Consider the following 19,322-nt stretch of genomic DNA (forward strand, 5'->3'; position numbering starts at 1 on the left):
ACTCAAAGACAGAATTCCTTAGGCCTCCTCGATTCATCGACCCCACGGTGATTTTGCCTTCGAGCAAACCCATCAGAGCAAGATCCTCGAGAACATCCGGAGTTCCTAGTACCCCATCAACCTTTGGGTTTTGGAGTGCTTCAGCGAATCTAGCCAATAACTCACGACGGGATCCCATAGCGGAAGGGTTGCCGTTTACAGCAAGGGCTCCCCTGGCCGGGTGGTCGGCCGCAAGGATGAATAGGTTGCCATTGCCCTCGATAATTTTTCTGCGCTTGCGATTGACTAACGCCCTGCCTACCGCAGCAGGGTCTGTTGCGCGCAGGTCTTTGATCTGTTCAAAACTTAGACCCATTGTTTGGACCCCATAATCTCCTGGACTTCCTCAAAGCTGGGCATGGCGGTCGAGCACTCAAGTCTTGAAGCGACGATGGCCCCAGCAATGTTTGCAAACTGCAGAATCTTTTCAAGTGGCCACTGCTGAATAAGCCCAAAGCAGAGGGCCCCTCCGAAGGAATCGCCGGCTCCTAACCCGTTCACAACATCAACAAAGTGTGGCGGAACTTCAACAGTTTCGTCTTTGGTTTTAGCCAACACGCCTTTGGGTCCTTGCTTCACGATTGCAAGTTCGACTCCGCGCTCCAGCAGTGCATCGGCGGCCCTAGTGGGATCGGTCTCCCCGATAGCCACCTCGCACTCCTCTTTGTTACCGATGGCTACCGTCACAAAAGGTAAAGCGGTGGCAATCTCCGCGGTAGCGAGCTCGGGGCTCGACCAAAAAACGGAACGGTAGTCAAGATCTAGGATGGTGTGGGCTTTTTTGGCTCTTGCCTTTAGTGCTGAAAGATTTGCCGACCTGGAGGGTTCTTGGCTAAGGCCGGTGACCGTAGACCAAAAGATTTTTGCCTCGGCTATTGCCTGAAGGTCAAGATCGCTCTCGGAGACCTCCATGTCAGGGGCTTTTGGCTCTCGGTAGAAATAGATTGGAAAATCATCTGGCGGAAACATCTCACAAAAGACCACCGGGGTTTTTAGGGATTCGTGTCTTCCCACAAAAGAAGTGTCGACGTTTAGGCGCTCAAGCTCCTGCACTAGAAAGTTGCCAAAGGGGTCACTACCCACCTTGGTTATTACGGCTGAATTGAGTCCGTATTTAGCGGCCGCCACCGCAACGTTGGTGGCGGAGCCCCCGAGGAATTTGCCGAAGGTTTCTACCTGCTCGAGTCCTACTCCGGTCTGGAGCGGGTAGATGTCAACTCCGATTCGACCGGTAGTGATTACATCGAACGACATCTTTTGAACCTCCACCCCAATTCTGCCACACAGAACGGAGTTTGTCATAACAAAGTTTTTAGACCTCAACCGCCACAGTTTTACCCGATTGAGCGGACTCTAGGGCCGCGTTGGCGAGCACCAGAGCAGATCTGCCGTCCTCGAAGCTAGGGCTATTAGATGGCTGGCCATTTACCTTCTTAATGAACTCGGCAAGCTCCAGGCGGTATGAGTCCATGTATCTTTCGAGGAAGAAGTTTTGGTAGGGCTCTTTCACCTCAGCATTGTGCTCGGTATAGAGGCGAACGTTGGTGTTGGTTAGGTTCTCAACCCGAAGCATCCCCTTGTCCCCGAAAGCTTCCATTCTCTGATCGAATCCGTAGATGGCGTGACGGGAGTTGGTAATCAGAACAAGTTCATCATCGGCTCCGCGAAGAGAGATGGCTGTGGCGTCGTAGTCGCCCATTTCCTTGATGTCCTTAGAGAACTGGTTGAAACCGGTTGCGGTGACCGAGACGATTTTTGGAACAAAGAACCTTGCCATGTCAAAGTCGTGAATTGTCATGTCGCGGAAAATTCCACCGGATACCGAAAGGTAATCATTTGACGCGGGAGCTGGATCACGAGAGATAAGTATCAGCTGTTCCAAGCGACCGATTTCTCCGGCCTGGACTCTTTTGTGGACCGAATTAAAGTGCGGATCAAATCTTCTATTGAAACCAAGAACGATTGGGATACTTGCTCCGGCAGCTTTTTCACGAAGCTTGTCAACTCGCTCGATGTCTAAATCAATTGGCTTTTCGCAAAGCACCGGCATCCCCGCATCGATTGCAGCACCTATGAGATCAACGTGGGTGGAAGTGGGAGAAGCCACAATCACAGCATCTACCTTGCTTTTGTCAAACAGCTGTATGGGATCATCGGTAGCAACCGCGCCAAATCTTTCGGCTGCTTGTTTTGCACCGTCGATGAATACATCGGCAACCATGACAAGTTTTGCGCCATCGGTTGTTGCCACGCTCTCAGCGTGAACCTGACCGATTCGGCCGGCTCCGATTACTCCGAACCTAAGAGCTGCAGACATGAGATCTCCCTTTTTTGCACTTTGTTAGTACAAATCCTAGGGGTTTTCCCTGCCCCTCGAACCTCGATTTACCTAGCTGGTGAACACCTCGTCCAATCCAAACAAGACCATTCCAACCGCAATTGCAACAGACCATAAAAGAGTTGAAACGCTGATGATGATTGAGGTCTTTAGCGGCTTGACGCCTGCAGCAACTGAGATGGCTGCGGCGAACTGAGTTCCAATCAGGATTGGACCGAGCAGGCCCATCCCGTAAATTCCATACTTATCAAAAGAGGCCTGAGCCTTGGCAAATCTTGGAGATTCACCCTCTTTGCCTTTGGCGGCCCGGCGCTTTTTGAGCCAGTCCCTAATCTTGTCCCCCGCGTAGGCGAAAGCAAAGATGGTGATGACGTTGCCGGCAACTGCGGACAGCACCACAGCTGTTGGATCGAGTCCAATCAGGATTCCCCCCGGCACAACCCCGATGGCCTCAAGCCACGGGATTGCACCGGCGATGAAGATGCCTAGTAGGCCGAGTTGTTCATAGTTCAAGGACTAGCCCCGAAGCGCCTTGGCTAACTCCCTAAAGCTCTTAACAAGTTTGTTCATGTCCCTCTGGGTGTGAGCGAAAGAGACCAACCACTGCTCATCGAGACCCGGAGGGGTTACGACTCCTCGGTTGATTCCCCAGAGCCAACTGAGCTCGGCGACCTCAAAGTCAGTTGCTTTGAAGTCGCGGTAGTTGCGAACTGGTGTTGGCGACCAGATGACCGCCCCCTTAACACCAAAACCTACGGTGTGTGCGGGGAGGGCATACTCGTCGATGATTTCATCCATCATGTCCAGGGTGTCGTAGTTGATCTTCTCCGCTGCGGCTAGCTTGGCTTCCGTTGCAATTTCATCAACAGCGATGGCAGCTGCCACAACCAAAGGATTACCGTTGTAGGTACCAAAGTGTGGCATGGTTCCGTCAACAACCGTCTGCATAAATTCTTTCTTACCTCCAAAGGCAGCCAGCGGTAGGCCGCCGCCGATGCTCTTGGCCAGGGTAATGAGATCTGGCTTTACGCCAACTCTCGCAGCGGCTCCGGCAATTCCGGCTGTCAGACCAGTTTTTACCTCGTCAAAGATCAGAGCAACTTTGTATTTATCGCAGAGCTCTCTTACCTTTTTCAGGTAGCCCTCGTCCGGCAAGATAATCGATAGATTCTCGACGACCGGTTCGATCATGAAGCAGGCGATTTTCTTCGCGTCCTTTTTGAGAATTGCTTCCAGTCGATCGATGTCGTTGTATCCAACAACGAATACCTCGCCACCTTCGGCCTCCGGTGGGTAGAAGGGCTTGGGTGTTTTGGCGGGGCCAATCTTGCTGATAGGTGCCTTTACTGAAACCAGAAGCGGGTCATAACCACCGTGGTATCCACCCTCAATTTTGATGATGGCACTCTTGCCGGTTGCTGCTCGGGCAGCACGGATGGCGTACATGGTCGACTCGGTTCCCGAGTTGGTGAATCGAATCATGTCCAGATCAAAGCGCCTCTGGAAACGCTCCGCTGCCTCGGTGGCAATCGGGGCCGGTGTCACAAAAAGCGTTCCGGTGTAACGCATCGCTTTTTTGACGGCTCTCATGACGTCTTTATTGAGGTGTCCAACCAGCATGGCTCCAAAGCCCATCGACAGGTCCAGTAGCTTTTGACCGTCAACATCTTTGAAGTAAGCGCCCTTGGCGGAAACAATTGAAAGTGGGTATGGGTCCCAGTGTTGGAAGCTAGAGGTAACACCAAGCGGCAGAGACTTGCTTGCCTGCTTATTGTGCTCACCTGAAGCGGGTGTTTGGGAGCGGAATTTCTTCCATTCCTCGGTGGTTAGTTTTTTGACCCGAGATTCATTGATCGGGGTGTATCTTTCTGGTGTTCGGCGCCTTCCGGCAGAATCGTGTTTTGGGTTCGAGACTTTCGACACGTCTATCACTCCTTCGTGTCCTTCCATTCTCTCCCAAGAGTGACATAAACGCTAATCCAAGTGGATACTGGGGTTTGGGGCTAGTAATTTTTGTGTTTCTTACAAAAAAAGTGATGCCTTTTGTGGCCTTTTTGTTTCTTTAGATGGATGGAATTTACCGTCTGTCGCGGCCCTCATCAAAGCATTATTTGGAACCTTGCCTTGGGTAGTCCAATAGGCTTTGTCTGATGAGAGCAGACCTTTTAGCGCTAGGTGCAATCGTGCTTTGGGCAGCGCTTGCCACCCTGGCAACTCTACTTTCCAACACTCCACCACTACTACTTACCGGAATCGGTTTGGTAATTGGTTCTCTAATTTCAATCCCCCTTTCAGGGTTCAAGCTGTCAGCTTGGAAAATTCCTTTTCGGACTTTGCTGGTTGGCGTCTACGGACTCTTCGGTTATCACCTGATGTTGTTTATTGCACTCCAGACCGCTCCCGCAGTTGAGGCAAACCTGGTGAACTATCTCTGGCCGCTCCTGATTGTTGTCCTAGCTCCACTTTTTACCAAGTCACTCAAGCTAGGTCCCCGTCACATAATTGCAGCGTCCGCAGGCTTCACAGGAGCCGCGATTGCAATCACCTCAAACGGCCAAGCTGGTCTCTCTTTTAATTTTGAAACCGGCTACCTGTTCGCTCTGGCAGCTGCCGTTATCTGGGCTACCTATTCTCTTCTGACCACAAGAGTGCCAGCCTTTCCAACTTCAGCCATTGGGCTCTTTGGGCTGGTTGCCGGCCTGTTGGCAATCGGTGCGCACTTTGTTTTGGAGGAGCCTGCAAGCATTTCTGCAACAGACTGGTGGTTTCTGATTCTTTTGGGGCTTGGGCCCCTGGGTGGATCTTTCTACTTCTGGGATGCAGCTCTCAAAATTGGTGACCCGAGAAGAATTGGTTTGTTGGCGTTCCTAACTCCTCTGTTGTCCACCGCAATGCTGGTGTTGGTGAGCGGTCGCGTGCTCTCCTGGCAGCTTGCTATTGCTACGGCATTGATTGTTGGCGGAGCAGTACTTGGTTCCAAGCGTGTGCCGAGTGTCCACTAAGTCATCAACCTTTGAGAGAATTGCCTGATGAGCAATCCTCCTAGCAAACCGACAGTAAAAGGACAAATCCTAGACCTTGGACTGAACTTTTTGCGCGGTGGTCTAATCGGAATCGCCGAAATCATCCCGGGTGTGTCCGGTGGAACTGTTGCTCTGATTACGGGTGTCTACACCAGAATCATAAACTCGGCCTCGGACGCGGTCCGAAGCTTATTACTGCTGTTTGGTTTTTCAAAACCCAAGCTTGCAGAAGCCGGAGCTAGATTCAAGTCGATGTCTTGGGCACTTCTTATTCCACTTGTTATTGGAATGATGATCGCAATCTTTGCAGCCGCCGGCGTAGTTGAACCGCTGCTCGAGCAGTATCCAACACTCACTCGTGCTTTATTTTTAGGGCTCATCGCAGCATCGCTGATTGTTCCAATTCGTCTATCCGGTGCCCGCTGGGGAATCGGTGAATATGCACTCGCCGCCCTTGCAGCGGCGGCGGCATTTGCACTGACTTCAATCCCAAGGGCACTAGACGCCACCCCAAACTTCTTCGTTATTGTTGCGGCAGCAGCCTTGGCAGTTTGCGCTCTGGTTCTTCCGGGTGTCTCAGGCTCCTACCTTCTTCTTGCAATGGGTATGTATGCGCCAACTCTTGCTGCGGTGAACAACTTAGATCTTGGCTACCTGGGCACTTTTGTGCTGGGGGCAATTCTTGGGCTGGCAGCTTTTGTTTCCCTCTTGCAGTGGCTTCTTTCACACAGGCGGAAGCTGACCCTGGTTGTCATGACCGGACTGATGGTTGGATCACTTCGGGCGCTGTGGCCTTGGCAATCTGAATCCGGTGGACTAATGCCGGCCACGAACTTTTTGGGGGAAATTGTCGCCTTCGCCGTCGGTGTTTTGATTGTGGTTGCACTGCTTCTTACTGAAAGGATTGCCCTGGCTAGAGCGTCAAAGCTTTCGTGACAGACTCTAGCCAGTAAATTAAAAACCCTTGGGGGCAGGTAAGTGAATAAGGTATCGGGTAATCCCTGGGTAGCCATGTATACCGCAGCCGGCCTTATCTGGGGCTCATCTTTTCTCTTTATTGAAATGGCCCTAACCGCCCTCACTCCAATCGGAGTTGCTTTTTGGCGCACAGCGTTCGGTGCCCTCGCGATGGCAATCGTGATTGTGATCTTTAAATCCAAAATTCCAACCAGCTTGGCCGTTTGGAAGAAGATGTTTATAGCCGGCATGTTTATGAGCTCGATACCGTTTACTCTTTTCGCTTTCGCGCAGACTTTTGTCACCAGTGCACTTGCCAGCATCATCAATGCGGTGACCCCGATGGCAACAGTAATCGTGATGCTAATTGCGTTTAGATCTGAAAAGCTAAAGACTCACACCCTGATTGGACTAATAATTGGGCTATTTGGCGTTTTGGTGGTTTTGGGGGTTTGGCAAGGCATTGGCGAGAGCGAACCGATTGCCATCGTCGCTTTATTTGTTGCCATCACCTGCTACGGCATCGGGACACCTTACGTAAGAAAAAATATTGCTCCACTAGGCATTGGGATTGAGGTTTCAGTATTTGGTCAGGTTGGAACAGCGGCGATAACGCTGCTGCCGATTTATTTACTTTCCGGTGAATACCTAGTCGCAACACCAAGCCTTGAAGCCATCGGTTCAGTTATAGCAATCGGAACCCTGGGTAGCGGCGTTGCCTATCTGCTGTTTTATCGTCTAATTGATGTATTAGGTAGTGCGGTGGCTGCCACAGTCACTTACATAACTCCAATCATTGCCGTGATCCTCGGTGTGGTTATCTTGAACGAAGAATTGCACTGGTACGAGCCAATTGGTGGCCTGATCATCATCATTGGAGCCGCAATTTCGCAAGGCAGCATCCTTGCCCTGTTTAGGGCAAGGCCCAAAGGTATAGAGCAACCAAGGACCAAGCAGGATGCTTAACGCTATCAAAGCCTCGAAGGTCGACCTTGTTCTACTTGCCGTGGCAATTGTCTGGGGGGCAAGCTACCTAGCGGCTAAGGCCATCACGCCCTTCGCAACTGTCCCTGCAATGCTTTCGGTCCGTTTCGCAATCGCAACCCTGGCCATGGTTGCCATCTGGTTAATTCGGAGAAAAAGGTTTTCCCGAACCGACGTAATCCTTGGGATTATCTTTGGCTTCACGCAGTCGGCAATCATGAGCGTTGAGACCTTTGGTCTCAAAATCACCTCGGCGACCAACGCTGGACTTCTTATCTCTTTGACTATCATCTTCACACCAATCATGGAATCGGCCTGGAATAAACGCTGGCTGCCTAGGTCTTTCTTTTTAGCAGCGGTTGGAGCAATAGTTGGGGTTGCGCTACTGGTCACGGGAAACGGCATCCAGGAACCAAACTTTGGAGACCTGTTGCTCTTTATCGCAGCTATCGTTCGCGCGGTTCACGTCACTGCGCAGGGGGTCCTAACCAGAAATAGGGAGGCGTCCAGTTTCAATATGATCTTGATGCAGTGCCTAACTGCAACCGTGGTGTTTTTTGTCTTTGATGTTCAGGGTGCCTTTGATGCAATTGCAACCTTTGGTCCGGCCCAGTGGGCAGGAACTCTGTTCCTGGCACTGTTTTGTTCGGTTTTTGCTTTTGTCGCTCAGCTCTGGGCGATTAGAAGAACCTCGGCCTCGAGATCATCGCTGCTTCTTTCAACCGAGCCAATCTGGGCGGTTGTGATTGCAGTTATTTTGGGCGGCGAGACACTTGCCGTTCTTGGAATCGTGGGCGCGGTTGTGATTATCGTAAGCACGTATGTCGGACAGGGAATCGAAACAAGGCACCGCGAAAAGTTCGAAGCTCAGTTTCCAAAAAGCTAGAGCGGGCGGATTGGAAGCCTGAGTGCTCCAGAAGCTGAAGAGCCAACAGCCGGGTTCTTGGGAGCAACCGGCTCGACAACTTCAAAGGCCTCTCCCAAAGCCGGACGAAGATCCTGCTCCCCCTTATTGGGCCAGTGAGCCATCGCCCACTCGGCCAAAGCCGCAATCGAGAGTGACGGGTTCACACCGGGGTTTGCCGAAAGGGCTGAGCCATCGACGATGTGCAGTCCCGGTTGACCAAAGGCTCGAAGGTAGCCGTCGATTACCCCTTCTGAAGCATTACTTCCGATCACGGCACCTCCGAGGAAGTGTGCGGTGAGTGGAATACCGAAGGGTTCTCCAACGACCGCTCCCGGGGTTCCGTCAACATCATTCGCAATTTGCTTGGCAACGGTGTGACCCATTGGAACCCAGGCCGGGTTTTTCTCGCCGTGACCTTGACGAGAAGTGAGTCGTCTTTTCCAAAAAGTTGTAAGCGAGTTATCGCGCGATTGCATTACCAGCAAAATTAGTGTTCGCTCGGGCCAGGAGCGAAGGTTGTAAAAGTTTGGTAGCTTCGGCAAATTCTTCAGCGTAACCCACAAAAGCCTCAGGATGTTAGGCGTCTGACCTTTTCGTCCCGAAGCAACAACAGACTGCAGTAAGCCCATGAACCCCGAGCCCTTGCCGTAGCGAACCGGTTCGATGTGGGTATCTTCATCCGGAAAAACCGAGGAGGTGATTGCGGAACCGGAAGAAAAGTCAATGTCTTTGTCCTTGGCGACAACGCCGAGCAAAGACTCGCTGTTGGTTCGGCTGAGTTCGCCTAGCTTGCTACTGATTCCAAGAAGATTTCCCTTGGCGCGAACTGAATGAAGTAGCTTTGCCGAACCTAGGGCACCGGCAGCGACGACCACCTCTGGAACAATTAGCTCTCGTTTTTTCGTGAACAACTTATCGCTTTGAATAAGGGTCAACTTATAGCCACCCTGAACTTGCTCAATGTTTACCACTTTGGTTAATGGCATGATCTTTGTGCCAAGCTTCTCGGCGAGGAATAGGTAGTTTTTCACGAGGGTGTTTTTGGCTCCGTGCCGACAGCCTGTCATACACTCACCGCAGTTGGTGCAGCCGGTTCGTTTTGGTCCCGCTCCGCCAAAGTAAGGGTCCGATACCTCTTTGCCTGGCTCGCCGAAGTAAATACCGAGCGGGGCCATCTGAAAGGTGTCGCCAAAACCTAAGGCATCGCTGGCTTTTTTGAGGGCTTCATCCGCCGGAGAATAAAACTTATTTGTTTCGACTCCAAGCATGCGCTCGGCCTGGTCGTAGTAAGGCTCTAAGAGAGTCTGCCAATTTGCAATATCTTTCCAGCTACCGGTTGTAAAAAACTTCTGGGGTGGCCGATACAAAGTGTTGGCATAAACCAGTGAGCCGCCTCCAACTCCTGCCCCGCTCATCACGAGCACGTTTTTGAGAAGGTCAATGCGCTGGATGCCCTTGAGGCCAAGCTTTGGAAAGAACAGAAACTTCTTGAGATCAAAAGAGTTTTTGGCAAAGTCTTGATCTTCGAATCTGGCACCAGATTCAATAACTAGGACCTTGTATCCCTTTTCACTAAGACGTAAGGCAGCTACCGATCCACCGAAGCCGGATCCAATGACTGCAACGTCGAAGTCATCCAAAGAGTAATTCCTTTTCTCTTATGGAAGAGCCAGCGGGTTAGCTGGCAACCTTTCCTGAGCAAACCATCTCTGGTGATACCCAGTTGATGATGACATTAGCTCCAAAAAGGGCTTAGGTGCAAACTCTTCGGGACCCTTTACTCCAATACCTACCCACTTACCCTCGGCTATTAGCTCCAGGGCTATAACCGGGTTGAAGGCTGTCTGCATCACGATGCACTGGGCATCGTACTCCTTCATGGTCTCTGCGTTATCGGCAACGTGGTAGATGTAAGTAGCTCGCTCCCTACCGGTCTTATCTTTACCGGTGATTAGCACTCCGGCACACGCCTTGCCCTCCATCAGGGGGCCGATGTGTGCCGGGTCTGGCAAAACAGCAACCAAAACATCTCTAGGGGAGACATCAACCGGTCCCGATGCTGAGCGCACCCGCACCGGCTTGGTGGCGTCGATTCCTAAGTGGTGCAGGGTCTTTAGGACGTCAATAAAGTCCGAACCCAGTCCGTACTTGAAAGTAACCTTTTTGACATCCATGGTTCTAGGAAGCATCGGGATTTCCTCGTGCTCAACATTCACGCACTCGACGGCTCCGATGCCCTCCGGGAACTCAAAGATCTCTGGCTCGCTGAAGGGCTGGGTGGTATAAAAACCCTTCTCCTTCTGATAGATGATCGGAGGGTTGAGGCACTCCTCGATGACCGTCCAGATCGAAAACGACGGAGCAAAGATTGTCTCTCCGGCTTCGTTTCTAACAACCAGGTTCGAGCCGTCCTTGATGCTGATCTCATCAACCTCGCTGAAAAGTTCGTCGTAGGCATACTTTGCGAAGATATTCGATAGTCCCGGCTCGACCCCCATTCCAACCAGAGCCAACTTGCCGGCTTTTTCCCACTGGTCGTTCAGTGCGTACTGCCCATCACCCAGCTTGATACCCGGTTTGTTGAATGGATCGGTTTCGTGCGGCTCCGACAGCGACATCGCCATATCGACGTAGCCAACACCCGCGGTATAAGCGGCTGAGAATATTGTCGGTACGAACTTGGGCTCAACCGCGTTTATAAGGTGTGTTATTTCGTAAGCCCGGCAGAGCTCAACAACACTTGATGCACTAGATGCATCTATCTTTGCTGCGCTAAATTTAGCGGCGACTTCGTCGCCGTGTTTGTTTCTAATCCACTCAATTGCGTGCTCTGCCCTTGAGAGGTCAAAGTCAGATACAACAAATACTTCGTAGAAAGATCTTTCTGAAGCGACTTTGGCAATGGCGTCTCCGACGCCGCCCGCGCCAATAAGTAAAATCCTCATTGATTTATTTCACATCCCTTTAGGAAAGCTGCCACCCCATCTAAGGGCCAATGCGGCAACTCGTTATATTTCTAGGATACCTCTGACTGCTCTTTCACGAGGTCTGGGACGCTACGGGGCCTAACAACCAAGAAAAATACTGCTATCGCTGACAAATGGGCGATAAAGATGGTCATACCAAGGCCGGTGGTTGTCTCGCTCCCAATCAGGGGATAGAGCGGCGCTGCTGCCGCTGCGACAAAAGAATTCATAACCCCAAGAACTGACGCGGCAGTTCCAGCCTCGCTACCGTGCCCCTGCAGGGCGATGGTCTGAATCGGAGTAATGCTCATGCCAAAGGACGCCATGTAAACGGCCATAATGGGCAGAACGGTCTCGACTCCTACATTCATCGAACCGACCAAATAAAGACTTGCGCCTGCAACCACAGCCATTACTAAAGCCGCAAAGACCACCCATTGAGCCCTAAACAACTGACCCAATTTGGATCCGGCCTGAATCCCGAGGAACCAGCAGAGGGCTGTTATCGAAAAGAAAAAAGAAAATTCCACTGGGGTCAGACCCAGACTGTCCTGATAGAAAAACGGAATGATGTTCAGGTAGCTAAATAGGGAAATGTGTTGAGTCATGCCAATGATTACGAGGCCCACAAGTATTCGATCCTTGAAAACCGCAATAAATCTTTTATTGACTCCCTCGAATCCTTTGGATCGACGATTATCTTTATGCAGTGTCTCAACCAGAGCTTTGGATGCCAAAGACAAAATCACAAGTCCGAGTCCAGCAAGCGCGAGCGGAATGATTCTCCAGTCCTGAGCAACCAGCAAAAGCTGTGCCGAAATAATGGGACTCACCAGAGGTGCGAGTCCAGAAATTAGCCAAACCCTCGAAAGCATCTTGAGCATGGCGTTGCCGACAAATAGATCTCTGATTATCGCCTGAGTGACAACTGCCGCCGCGGCACCGGCAAGGCCCTGCAAAAATCTCAAGATCACGAACGCTTCGATACCCGGGGCAATGTATAAGGCGCCGGAAGAAAGTGTAAACAGTCCCAACGCCAGCATGGCTGGTCGTTTTCTTCCCATCGAATCAGAAAGTGGCCCGGCAACAAAAAATCCGATGGCTGCACCCAGCATCACAGCAGAAAGTGAGTACTGGATAAAGGCATCGGGAACTTGGAAAAAAGCAGCGATGTTGGGAAAGGCCGGAAGAAACATATCTGTGACCAAAGTCTGAACCATAAACAAGAAGCCGAGTACGAAGATGTAGACCAGTCGCTGCTTATTGGAAATTTCGACCTTTGGAACTGCTATTTTCAATGTCAAGTTGGCGCGTCTTTTCTAGACAGATTGTGGGAACAGAAGATGAGCTTACTTCACCAAAAACGCCAAAAACCCCAACCTCACTTGCGTGGTGTTGGGGTTTTTTGGTTGAAACTTTTTATTACTTAAGGGTGACCTTGCCGCCGGCTGCCTCAAGAGCTGCCTTTGCCTTGTCTGCGGTCTCCTTGTTTGCGCCCTCAAGGATGGTTGATGGAGCACCGTCAACTAGAGCCTTGGCTTCGCCAAGACCTAGGTTGGTTAGTGCACGAACTTCCTTGATGACCTGGATCTTTGCATCGCCTGCTGCGTCAAGAACAACGTCAAATGCGTCCTTCTCTTCTGCTGCGTCGCCACCGGCGCCGCCGGCTGGTGCTGCTGCTGCAGCTGCAACTGGTGCTGCAGCGGTAACCTCGAACACCTCTTCAAACTTCTTTACGAACTCAGAAAGCTCGATTAGTGATAGCTCCTTGAAGCCATCGATTAGCTGATCGGTTGATAGCTTTGCCATTTGTTTTTCTCCTTATTTTCTTTAAGCGTTTGTCTCTTGCTTGGCGCGTAGGGCGTCGACTGTGCGAACGGCCTGAGCCAGCGGAGCCTGGAACATGTAAGCAGCCTTGAACATTGAAGCCTTGAACATTCCAGCGGCCTTCGCCAATAGAACTTCGCGGGATTCAAGATCAGCAAGCTTCTTAACCTCTTCTTGAGACAAGACAACGCCATCCATGATGCCGGTCTTGACTACCAGTAGAGGATTTGCCTTGGCAAAGTCACGCATTGATTTGGCCACGGCTACGGTGTCTCCGTGAACAAACGCCATTGCGGTTGGACCGAAGAGCTGACCCTCAAATGCGGTCACCCCAGCGTTCTTAGCTGCAATGTTTAGAAGCGTGTTCTTTGCCACGGCGTAGGTTGCGTGCTCACTGATTGAACGGCGCAGCTCCTTGAGCTGACCAACAGTGAGACCGCGGTACTCGGTTAGCAATACTGCAGCTGAGTTCTGGAACTTGTCCGTGAGCTCGGCAACTGTAGCTTCCTTGTTCGCCATGGCACTCCTTGATTTTCTTTAGTTTGTCGGCTAGCCCAGAAACAAAAAATGCTCCCCACATAAGTGGAGAGCAAAAGGAATAAAGGGCAAGCCCTAAGTACTTTCATTCTTCACCTACGTGGGCAAACACTTTTAGTGTCTCTTAGTCAAAACAAGCCAAATTCCAAGAAATCTTGGGGATTTGTCCTGCCTCAAACCGACGGTCTTTGGCTAAACAACAGTTTAGGGCCTTGGGCCTTGCCTGTAAAGCTCGGGATTTGGCCCTAATCTGGGCTCAGGGCAGACCCCTTTTCCAAACCCCAAAAAGTAAACCCCGCCAGATCCGTTAGGACTTGGCGGGGTTTACTAAGCGCTGTCTCTATTCGCTTTTACTCCTCGAACTATTACTAGTTCGAATACTTCTTGGCCCGAGGTCGCTTTTCGCTCGATGGCTTGTCAGCCCAACGGCCCTTACCAGAACCCTGGTAGTTGCCCTTTTTCTTGGGTCTTGAATCGCGGTCACGGTCACGCCCGCGGTGGTTTGAGCCGCCGCCGCGTGAGTCGCCGAAGTCCAGAATGTCTGGGGCTGCCGGAGGGGGTGCAATAGGGCCGGCAAGTTCTTCGATTAGTTCAGAACCCGGGCGAACATCGGTGATCTTCGCATCTCTTTCGGCCCTGCGAAGAAGGTCTTCAACTTTTCTTCTCTTTGAGCGTGGGATCAAGGTTATAACAACACCTTCCTTGCCAGCTCGGCCGGTACGGCCGGAGCGGTGAAGGTAGGTCTTGTATTCCTCTGGTGGGTCAACCTGGATAACCAGTGCAACATCGTCAACGTGGATACCGCGGGCTGCAACATCTGTTGCTACCAGTACGCGGACGTGACCCTTAACAAATCTTTCAAGGTTACGAGTTCTCTGGTTCTGGTTTAGGTCTCCGTGCAAACGCGCTGCTGGAACTCCGTTATTGGTAAGTGATTCGCTTAGGCGCTCGGCGGTCATCTTGGTGCGAGTAAATATAAGTGACTTGCCTTCTCCTTGAACCAGGCGAAGTAGAACCTGTGAGCGGTCATCTGGGTCTACGACCAAGATGCGGTGCTCTATGGTTGAAGTTTCCTGAGTCTCGTTTGGGACCTCGTAGACAAACGGTGTTGGCATGAACTCTTTAACAAGTGCATCGACTTCGCGGTCTAGGGTTGCCGAGAACAAAAGCTTCTGGGACTCTCCGGTTGCACGAAGTACGCGCTTCACACCTTCGATGAAGCCAAGATCACACATGTGGTCGGCCTCGTCGATGACCATAGTCTCAACTTCAGACAGGTCAATAATGCGCTGCGACATTAGGTCTTCGAGTCTTCCCGGGGTTGCAACAACGATGTCAACACCGCGGCTAAGAGCGATTTCTTGTCTGCGCTGAGGAACACCACCATAAACACAAGCTGTGTAGAAACCAACCGAGCGAGCCAGAGCCGAAATGGTTCTGTCAATCTGATCAGCAAGCTCACGGGTTGGAGCCAAGATCAAAGCACGAGGCTTATTTGGTTTTCTTGGCTGTGATCCAGCCGCAACCATCTTGGAAATGATGGGGACCGAGAAAGCGATTGTCTTTCCAGATCCCGTTTTTCCGCGACCCAAAACATCCCGGCCTTCAAGCGCTGCAGGAATTGTGGACTGCTGAATCGGGAATGGGGTTTCTGCTCCCATGCCACGAAGAGCTGTGACGAGCTTCGGGTGAAGACCCATCTCTTCGAAGCTTCCCTGAATGGTTACCTCTGAGGCATCAGCAACAACTAGCTTTTCTAGAACCTTGTCCTCGAAGAAAGCCTTCTTGTTTGGGTTCTTATCGCGAGCGCCTACGAAGCTCTCATCCCTAGAGCGATCTCTTGAAACTCTGTCCTCGCGGTAAGGATTACGGTCCCTGTCATACTCGCGTGAGTTTGAACGAGGAGCGAAGCCCCTTGAATCTCCGGAACGCTCTGATCGATCTGACCTTGGAGAACGTGATTCCCAAGGGCGATCGGAGTTTGAGCGCGCTGGGCGCTCGGAACGGTCTGAGTAGCTGCGGTCAGAAGAATTGCGATCTGAACGAGGTGAAGAAGTTCTTGACTCCCAAGGGCGGTCTGATCTTGAAGCTGGCTTACGCTCGCCTCTGGAATCTGAACCACGTGAATCAGAAGAACGTGACTCGTTTCTATCTCCATAGGAAGGACGGTCTGACCAGCTCTTGCGCTCTGGGCGGTCGTTCCTACCCTGGCCGTAGCGAGGCTTGTCTGACCACTCTTTTCTCTGAGTTCTGTCATCCGAAGATCTTGGGGCGCGATCGTCAAAGCTGCGAGGAGCGCGCTGCGCGCGGTCTTCGGCTGTGTGACGGGGCTTCCGGCCTGCTTCAGTTCTAGGGGACTTTGGCTCCCAGTTGTTACCGCGGTCTGGCTTACGCCCGCTCATCTCGCGAGGCTCTACTGATCCTTTGCGGTGAGGCTTTTTGGGAGCGGATGATTTTGCTCCGAAAGCCGAGCTTGCTCGCTTGGGGGCTGATTTTGAAGCACCGGACTTTGGACGCGGTGCGGCTTTGCCGTAATTAGGCATACTTTGTTATTCCTCTATTTATGACGAGCACGGCTCAACAGAACCCCAAATTTGAGGCACTTCATTGAAACTGATGTTCGTCGTTTCGGTCTAGTCGAACTGCGCTAGACCTTTAGCTGATCTGGTTCTTGCCAGGGCTAATAAGAGGTAAAGACTGATGCACCTGTAGTGCACTGCAAACGACTACTGCTGGGATGTTCCCAACTTTTCTAGCTTAGGGGGAATACCCCGATATAGCTAGGAAAAGTTCTAAGAAATAAGGCCCCGAAGTGTAAGCTCCGCGTGGAGCTCTGGATCAGAGGGCTCAACCAGGTGCTTGCCATCGGCAAAGACAATCACCGGGATATTGGTTCTGCCGGAAATGGCCCTGGCTTCCTCGGTGAATTCAGCGCTCTGTTCAACGTCCTTGACCTCGAAGTCAACGCCGGTTGCGGTCAAAAGGGCCTTAGACCTTCGGCAATCCCCACACCAGTCAGCTCCATACATCGTTACATCGGCCATTTGCTATCTCCTTAGGATTTTCTCTTCCGGTATGAACAACTTGTTTCCATCAAAGCTGATTCCCACCAAATCCTCAATCACGATATCGGCTTCGGTATCCAGTGCCCTAACCGAAACCCCGATCACCAGCTTGACCCCGGCTGCTTTGCCTGCCAAAACACCAGCCTGGGCATCTTCAAAAACAATGCAGTCCCCTGGATCAAAACCCAATCTCTTGGCTCCAAGCAGATACGGATCTGGTGCTGGCTTACCTTTTTCAACATCGCCACCGGTCACCAGTTGCTTTGGCACCGGAAGCCCAGCTGCTTGGACTCTCGCGAGTCCAAGTTTTGGGTTAGCCGAGGTGCAGATGGTCCAGCGGTTCAAAGGAAGTGAAGGCAGTAATTCAATTGCTCCGGGAAGCGGAACCGTCTCGTGAGCTGATTCTTGCTCGAGCTCATTGATGCGGTTGTTGCCGGCTTCAAATCTTTCTTCCCCAACAAGAGATAAAACCAAATCCTGGGCCCGGGTGCCGTAGTGATTCGAGATGCTAAATCCCTCGATGCCGAATTCAATTGCCCATTTGGCCCAGCACGCATCTACGCTGTCGTGCGAATCTACCAATACCCCGTCGTTATCGAACAGCAGGGCTTTGACTTCCAAAATCAATTACTAGTTACCTTTTGCCCTTTTTGACTTTGGTGGGGCTAACCACAAGGGCTTCCCTGTTTCTCTCCGTAATAGAAAGGTAGGTTCCAGCCGCTGCTAAAAACAGGAGCACCAGTGCAGGAAGCATGTCCTCAATGAACCAACTGATGCTTGGAGGGGTGACCTCCCAAGTGGAGTCAAAGACGAAATCTTCGCCGGGCTCTGGTTCTCTATATTCGGGAAAGACCATCAGCTCTCGAATAGCGGATGCCCCGAAGCTGAAGGACATGATCGAGACGACCGCTCCAAAAACAATCGAGAGCACAAAATTCAAATTGGCAGCTCCGGCCGCCAAGGTAGCCTTTGGCTTTGGGGCAACAGCCTTAGCAGTCTTGGCCTTGGTTGAGAATCTAGTTCCAAGCAAAATACCTATAACGACAATCACCTGAATAATTACCCACACCCAGAATTGAAGCTCAGTTCTGGTCACGTCATAAACCACAAGTCCAAAGATGATGGCAATTGCAGTTGCAATAATCGGAACCGCGTAGCCAAGACCCAGGGCCTTCTCCGATTCGGACATACCCACTTTTTTGGAACCCTTAATAACTTGCTTGCGGAACACAAAGGCTCTCAGCAAGATGTATACAACTAGGCCGGTTGCCAAAAGAATCGGGATATAAACATCAAAGAGCCGAACCAAGAGATTTTCCTCGCGATTACCAAAGGAGGAAAATGCTCCGAGGAAGTTTCCGATTGCGTAGACCGCTCCAGCAACCAGCGCCAGAATTACAGCCAAATTCCCAAAACGGTGGGCCGCTCTTGCTAGAGAGTTCTCCGGGCCGGCTAATTCTCTGGCTCGAAGGGCAATGCGCTGGCCGGAGAGGGACAAAAGACCAAAGACCACGATGGCCAAAAGAATCAGGTAGGTGGAGATCCGAACAACTTGTGCCTCCCCCTGATACATCCCTTGAGAGTCATAGATGGGGAAAACGAACAGGTCCGAGTAGATCGCAAACATGAACAGGATCCACGCAACCACCAGCCCAATAAGAGGTGCAAGGATGGCCTGTTTCGATAATTTGATTTCCATATCCCTAGCCTAGAGGTCGCCCTAAACTGGCCTTGTGATTGTTGTTATAGGGGAAGCCCTCATCGACCTTATTGAGGATAGAAACGCCTCCGGGCGGTTTCAGGCGGTAGTTGGCGGAGCCAACGCCAATGTTGCAATTGCCCTCGCAAGGCTTGGCGCCAGTCAACAGCTTTTGGCCCGAATCTCAAGCGACGCCTTCGGCCAGAAAATTCGCCAGCGACTAATTGATAACGAAGTCGGTCTCGAGCACGCAATCGATGCCACGCAGCAATCAACTGTTGCCATCGCATCGATTGGTGAATCTGGTGGTGCCAACTACTCTTTCTACGTTGAAAACACCGCCGACTGGGCCTGGACAACGAGTGAACTTCCAACCATTCAAAAAATGCAAACCCTTGGAGCAAAAGCCATTCAGTTTGGCTGTTTGACGATGGCAATGCCTCCTGGAAACGCAGTTATCGAAACCTGGGCGAAAGCGTTCTTTGACCAGGAGCTACTAACCATTTCGCACGACATAAACGTTCGTCCGGCCCTGGGATTTGAGGTAGCAAAAGAGCGTGAACGCGTAGAGCGCGTGAACTCCTTTTCTCACCTCATCAAAGCCTCCGACGACGACATCGCTTGGCTATACGGTTTGGAAGGTGCAGCAGATAACAGCTCAGCTATTGACGAGATCGCGTGGAGCTGGATTGGGGGCACTACAAAGATCGTGTTTGTCACCCGAGGTGGGGATGGCGTAAGCGTCTACCGAAGGAATAAGACGCGAATTGATGTCCCTTCTCGAAAAGTCCAGGTCCAGGACACCGTTGGTGCGGGGGATACTTTTTGTGCGAATACTCTGATTCAGCTCGAGCAACTTTCGGCTCTTGGTTCAAAAGCCTTTGAGAGGCTCGAGAGGGTTTCCGATTCCGAGCTTTCTGAGATAGCCAGGGTTTCTGGGATTGCAGCCAGCATGGCCTGCGAAAAAACCGGAGCGGAGC

General features: G+C 51.5%; 19 protein-coding genes. 5 read left to right on the forward strand and 14 right to left on the reverse strand.

The genetic code is table 11. The features are described from left to right. The 5 genes from WAO31_RS02990 to WAO31_RS03010 all read right to left on the reverse strand — a co-directional run. A partial coding sequence (locus WAO31_RS02990) for a Cgl0159 family (beta/alpha)8-fold protein (RefSeq protein ID WP_509590081.1) occupies positions 1-355 on the reverse strand: 355 nt, incomplete at its 3' end. After that, on the reverse strand, positions 346-1,293 hold the full coding sequence (gene iolC / locus WAO31_RS02995) for a 5-dehydro-2-deoxygluconokinase (RefSeq protein WP_509590083.1): 948 nt from the start codon (positions 1,291-1,293) through the stop codon (positions 346-348). The genes WAO31_RS02990 and iolC, both read right to left, overlap by 10 nt. A 58-nt stretch (positions 1,294-1,351) precedes the next feature. Further along, positions 1,352-2,356 (reverse strand): inositol 2-dehydrogenase, encoded by a 1,005-nt coding sequence (gene iolG / locus WAO31_RS03000; RefSeq protein ID WP_509590085.1) that lies wholly within the window; start codon positions 2,354-2,356, stop codon positions 1,352-1,354. 72 nt (positions 2,357-2,428) lie between these two features. Then, a complete protein-coding gene (locus WAO31_RS03005; RefSeq protein WP_509590087.1) occupies positions 2,429-2,890 on the reverse strand; it encodes a small multi-drug export protein in 462 nt (153 codons plus the stop codon). A 3-nt stretch (positions 2,891-2,893) separates the two neighbouring features. Further along, positions 2,894-4,300 carry an aspartate aminotransferase family protein gene (locus WAO31_RS03010; RefSeq protein WP_509590090.1) on the reverse strand — a complete coding sequence of 469 codons (1,407 nt, stop codon included), beginning with the start codon at positions 4,298-4,300 and terminating at the stop codon, positions 2,894-2,896. A 227-nt stretch (positions 4,301-4,527) separates the two neighbouring features. Between WAO31_RS03010 and WAO31_RS03015 the strand changes: the two genes are divergently transcribed. The 4 genes from WAO31_RS03015 to WAO31_RS03030 are packed head-to-tail and all read left to right on the forward strand — an operon-like array spanning position 4,528 to position 8,227. Continuing rightward, entirely contained in the window at positions 4,528-5,379 is an 852-nt protein-coding gene (locus WAO31_RS03015; protein ID WP_509590093.1) for a DMT family transporter, read from the forward strand. A gap of 27 nt (positions 5,380-5,406) precedes the next feature. Then, positions 5,407-6,336 (forward strand): DUF368 domain-containing protein, encoded by a 930-nt coding sequence (locus WAO31_RS03020; RefSeq protein ID WP_509590096.1) that lies wholly within the window; start codon positions 5,407-5,409, stop codon positions 6,334-6,336. 42 nt (positions 6,337-6,378) lie between these two features. Beyond that, positions 6,379-7,323 carry a DMT family transporter gene (locus WAO31_RS03025; protein WP_509590098.1) on the forward strand — a complete coding sequence of 315 codons (945 nt, stop codon included), beginning with the start codon at positions 6,379-6,381 and terminating at the stop codon, positions 7,321-7,323. Continuing rightward, entirely contained in the window at positions 7,316-8,227 is a 912-nt protein-coding gene (locus WAO31_RS03030) for a DMT family transporter (RefSeq protein WP_509590100.1), read from the forward strand. Before WAO31_RS03025 ends, WAO31_RS03030 begins: the two co-directional genes overlap by 8 nt. Here the strand turns inward: WAO31_RS03030 and WAO31_RS03035 are convergent. The 9 genes from WAO31_RS03035 to WAO31_RS03075 form a co-directional block, all read right to left on the reverse strand. Next, entirely contained in the window at positions 8,224-9,888 is a 1,665-nt protein-coding gene (locus WAO31_RS03035; protein ID WP_509590103.1) for a GMC family oxidoreductase N-terminal domain-containing protein, read from the reverse strand. The two genes, WAO31_RS03030 and WAO31_RS03035, sit on opposite strands and share 4 nt — an antisense overlap. 18 nt (positions 9,889-9,906) lie before the next feature. After that, positions 9,907-11,193: a saccharopine dehydrogenase family protein gene (locus WAO31_RS03040; RefSeq protein ID WP_509590106.1), complete on the reverse strand. Its 1,287-nt coding sequence runs from the start codon at positions 11,191-11,193 to the stop codon at positions 9,907-9,909. A gap of 71 nt (positions 11,194-11,264) precedes the next feature. Then, the gene (locus WAO31_RS03045; protein ID WP_509590109.1) at positions 11,265-12,518 is read right to left on the reverse strand and encodes a Bcr/CflA family efflux MFS transporter; all 1,254 of its coding nucleotides are present in this window, start codon (positions 12,516-12,518) and stop codon (positions 11,265-11,267) included. A 118-nt stretch (positions 12,519-12,636) separates the two neighbouring features. Next, positions 12,637-13,023: a 50S ribosomal protein L7/L12 gene (rplL, locus tag WAO31_RS03050; protein ID WP_509590112.1), complete on the reverse strand. Its 387-nt coding sequence runs from the start codon at positions 13,021-13,023 to the stop codon at positions 12,637-12,639. A gap of 21 nt (positions 13,024-13,044) precedes the next feature. Continuing rightward, on the reverse strand, positions 13,045-13,560 hold the full coding sequence (gene rplJ / locus WAO31_RS03055; protein ID WP_509590115.1) for a 50S ribosomal protein L10: 516 nt from the start codon (positions 13,558-13,560) through the stop codon (positions 13,045-13,047). A 386-nt stretch (positions 13,561-13,946) separates the two neighbouring features. Then, positions 13,947-16,121 (reverse strand): DEAD/DEAH box helicase, encoded by a 2,175-nt coding sequence (locus WAO31_RS03060; protein ID WP_509590118.1) that lies wholly within the window; start codon positions 16,119-16,121, stop codon positions 13,947-13,949. Between the two features lie 249 nt (positions 16,122-16,370). Continuing rightward, complete coding sequence (locus tag WAO31_RS03065) at positions 16,371-16,622, reverse strand: glutaredoxin family protein (protein ID WP_509590121.1); 252 nt, start codon at positions 16,620-16,622, stop codon at positions 16,371-16,373. 3 nt (positions 16,623-16,625) lie between these two features. After that, entirely contained in the window at positions 16,626-17,270 is a 645-nt protein-coding gene (locus WAO31_RS03070; protein ID WP_509590124.1) for an HAD-IA family hydrolase, read from the reverse strand. A gap of 7 nt (positions 17,271-17,277) precedes the next feature. Next, on the reverse strand, positions 17,278-18,342 hold the full coding sequence (locus WAO31_RS03075) for a hypothetical protein (RefSeq protein ID WP_509590126.1): 1,065 nt from the start codon (positions 18,340-18,342) through the stop codon (positions 17,278-17,280). 34 nt (positions 18,343-18,376) lie between these two features. Here WAO31_RS03075 and WAO31_RS03080 point away from each other — a divergent pair. Further along, positions 18,377-19,322, forward strand: a 946-nt coding sequence (locus WAO31_RS03080) for a carbohydrate kinase family protein (protein WP_509590129.1), incomplete at its 3' end; no start/stop codon positions are given.

Origin of the sequence: Rhodoluna sp. (genome assembly GCF_049276775.1) — a bacterium.
Lineage (GTDB): Bacteria > Actinomycetota > Actinomycetes > Actinomycetales > Microbacteriaceae > Rhodoluna.

Bases quoted from the DNA above. Each gene is read 5' to 3' on its own strand.
- iolC (WP_509590083.1), bottom strand. From the start codon at position 1,293: ATGTCGTTCGATGTAATCACTACCGGTCGAATCGGAGTTGACATCTAC.
- iolG (WP_509590085.1), bottom strand. From the start codon at position 2,356: ATGTCTGCAGCTCTTAGGTTCGGAGTAATCGGAGCCGGCCGAATCGGT.
- WAO31_RS03015 (WP_509590093.1), top strand. From the start codon at position 4,528: ATGAGAGCAGACCTTTTAGCGCTAGGTGCAATCGTGCTTTGGGCAGCG.
- WAO31_RS03020 (WP_509590096.1), top strand. From the start codon at position 5,407: ATGAGCAATCCTCCTAGCAAACCGACAGTAAAAGGACAAATCCTAGAC.
- WAO31_RS03030 (WP_509590100.1), top strand. From the start codon at position 7,316: ATGCTTAACGCTATCAAAGCCTCGAAGGTCGACCTTGTTCTACTTGCC.
- WAO31_RS03040 (WP_509590106.1), bottom strand. From the start codon at position 11,193: ATGAGGATTTTACTTATTGGCGCGGGCGGCGTCGGAGACGCCATTGCC.
- rplL (WP_509590112.1), bottom strand. From the start codon at position 13,023: ATGGCAAAGCTATCAACCGATCAGCTAATCGATGGCTTCAAGGAGCTA.
- rplJ (WP_509590115.1), bottom strand. From the start codon at position 13,560: ATGGCGAACAAGGAAGCTACAGTTGCCGAGCTCACGGACAAGTTCCAG.
- WAO31_RS03060 (WP_509590118.1), bottom strand. From the start codon at position 16,121: ATGCCTAATTACGGCAAAGCCGCACCGCGTCCAAAGTCCGGTGCTTCA.
- WAO31_RS03065 (WP_509590121.1), bottom strand. From the start codon at position 16,622: ATGGCCGATGTAACGATGTATGGAGCTGACTGGTGTGGGGATTGCCGA.
- WAO31_RS03075 (WP_509590126.1), bottom strand. From the start codon at position 18,342: ATGGAAATCAAATTATCGAAACAGGCCATCCTTGCACCTCTTATTGGG.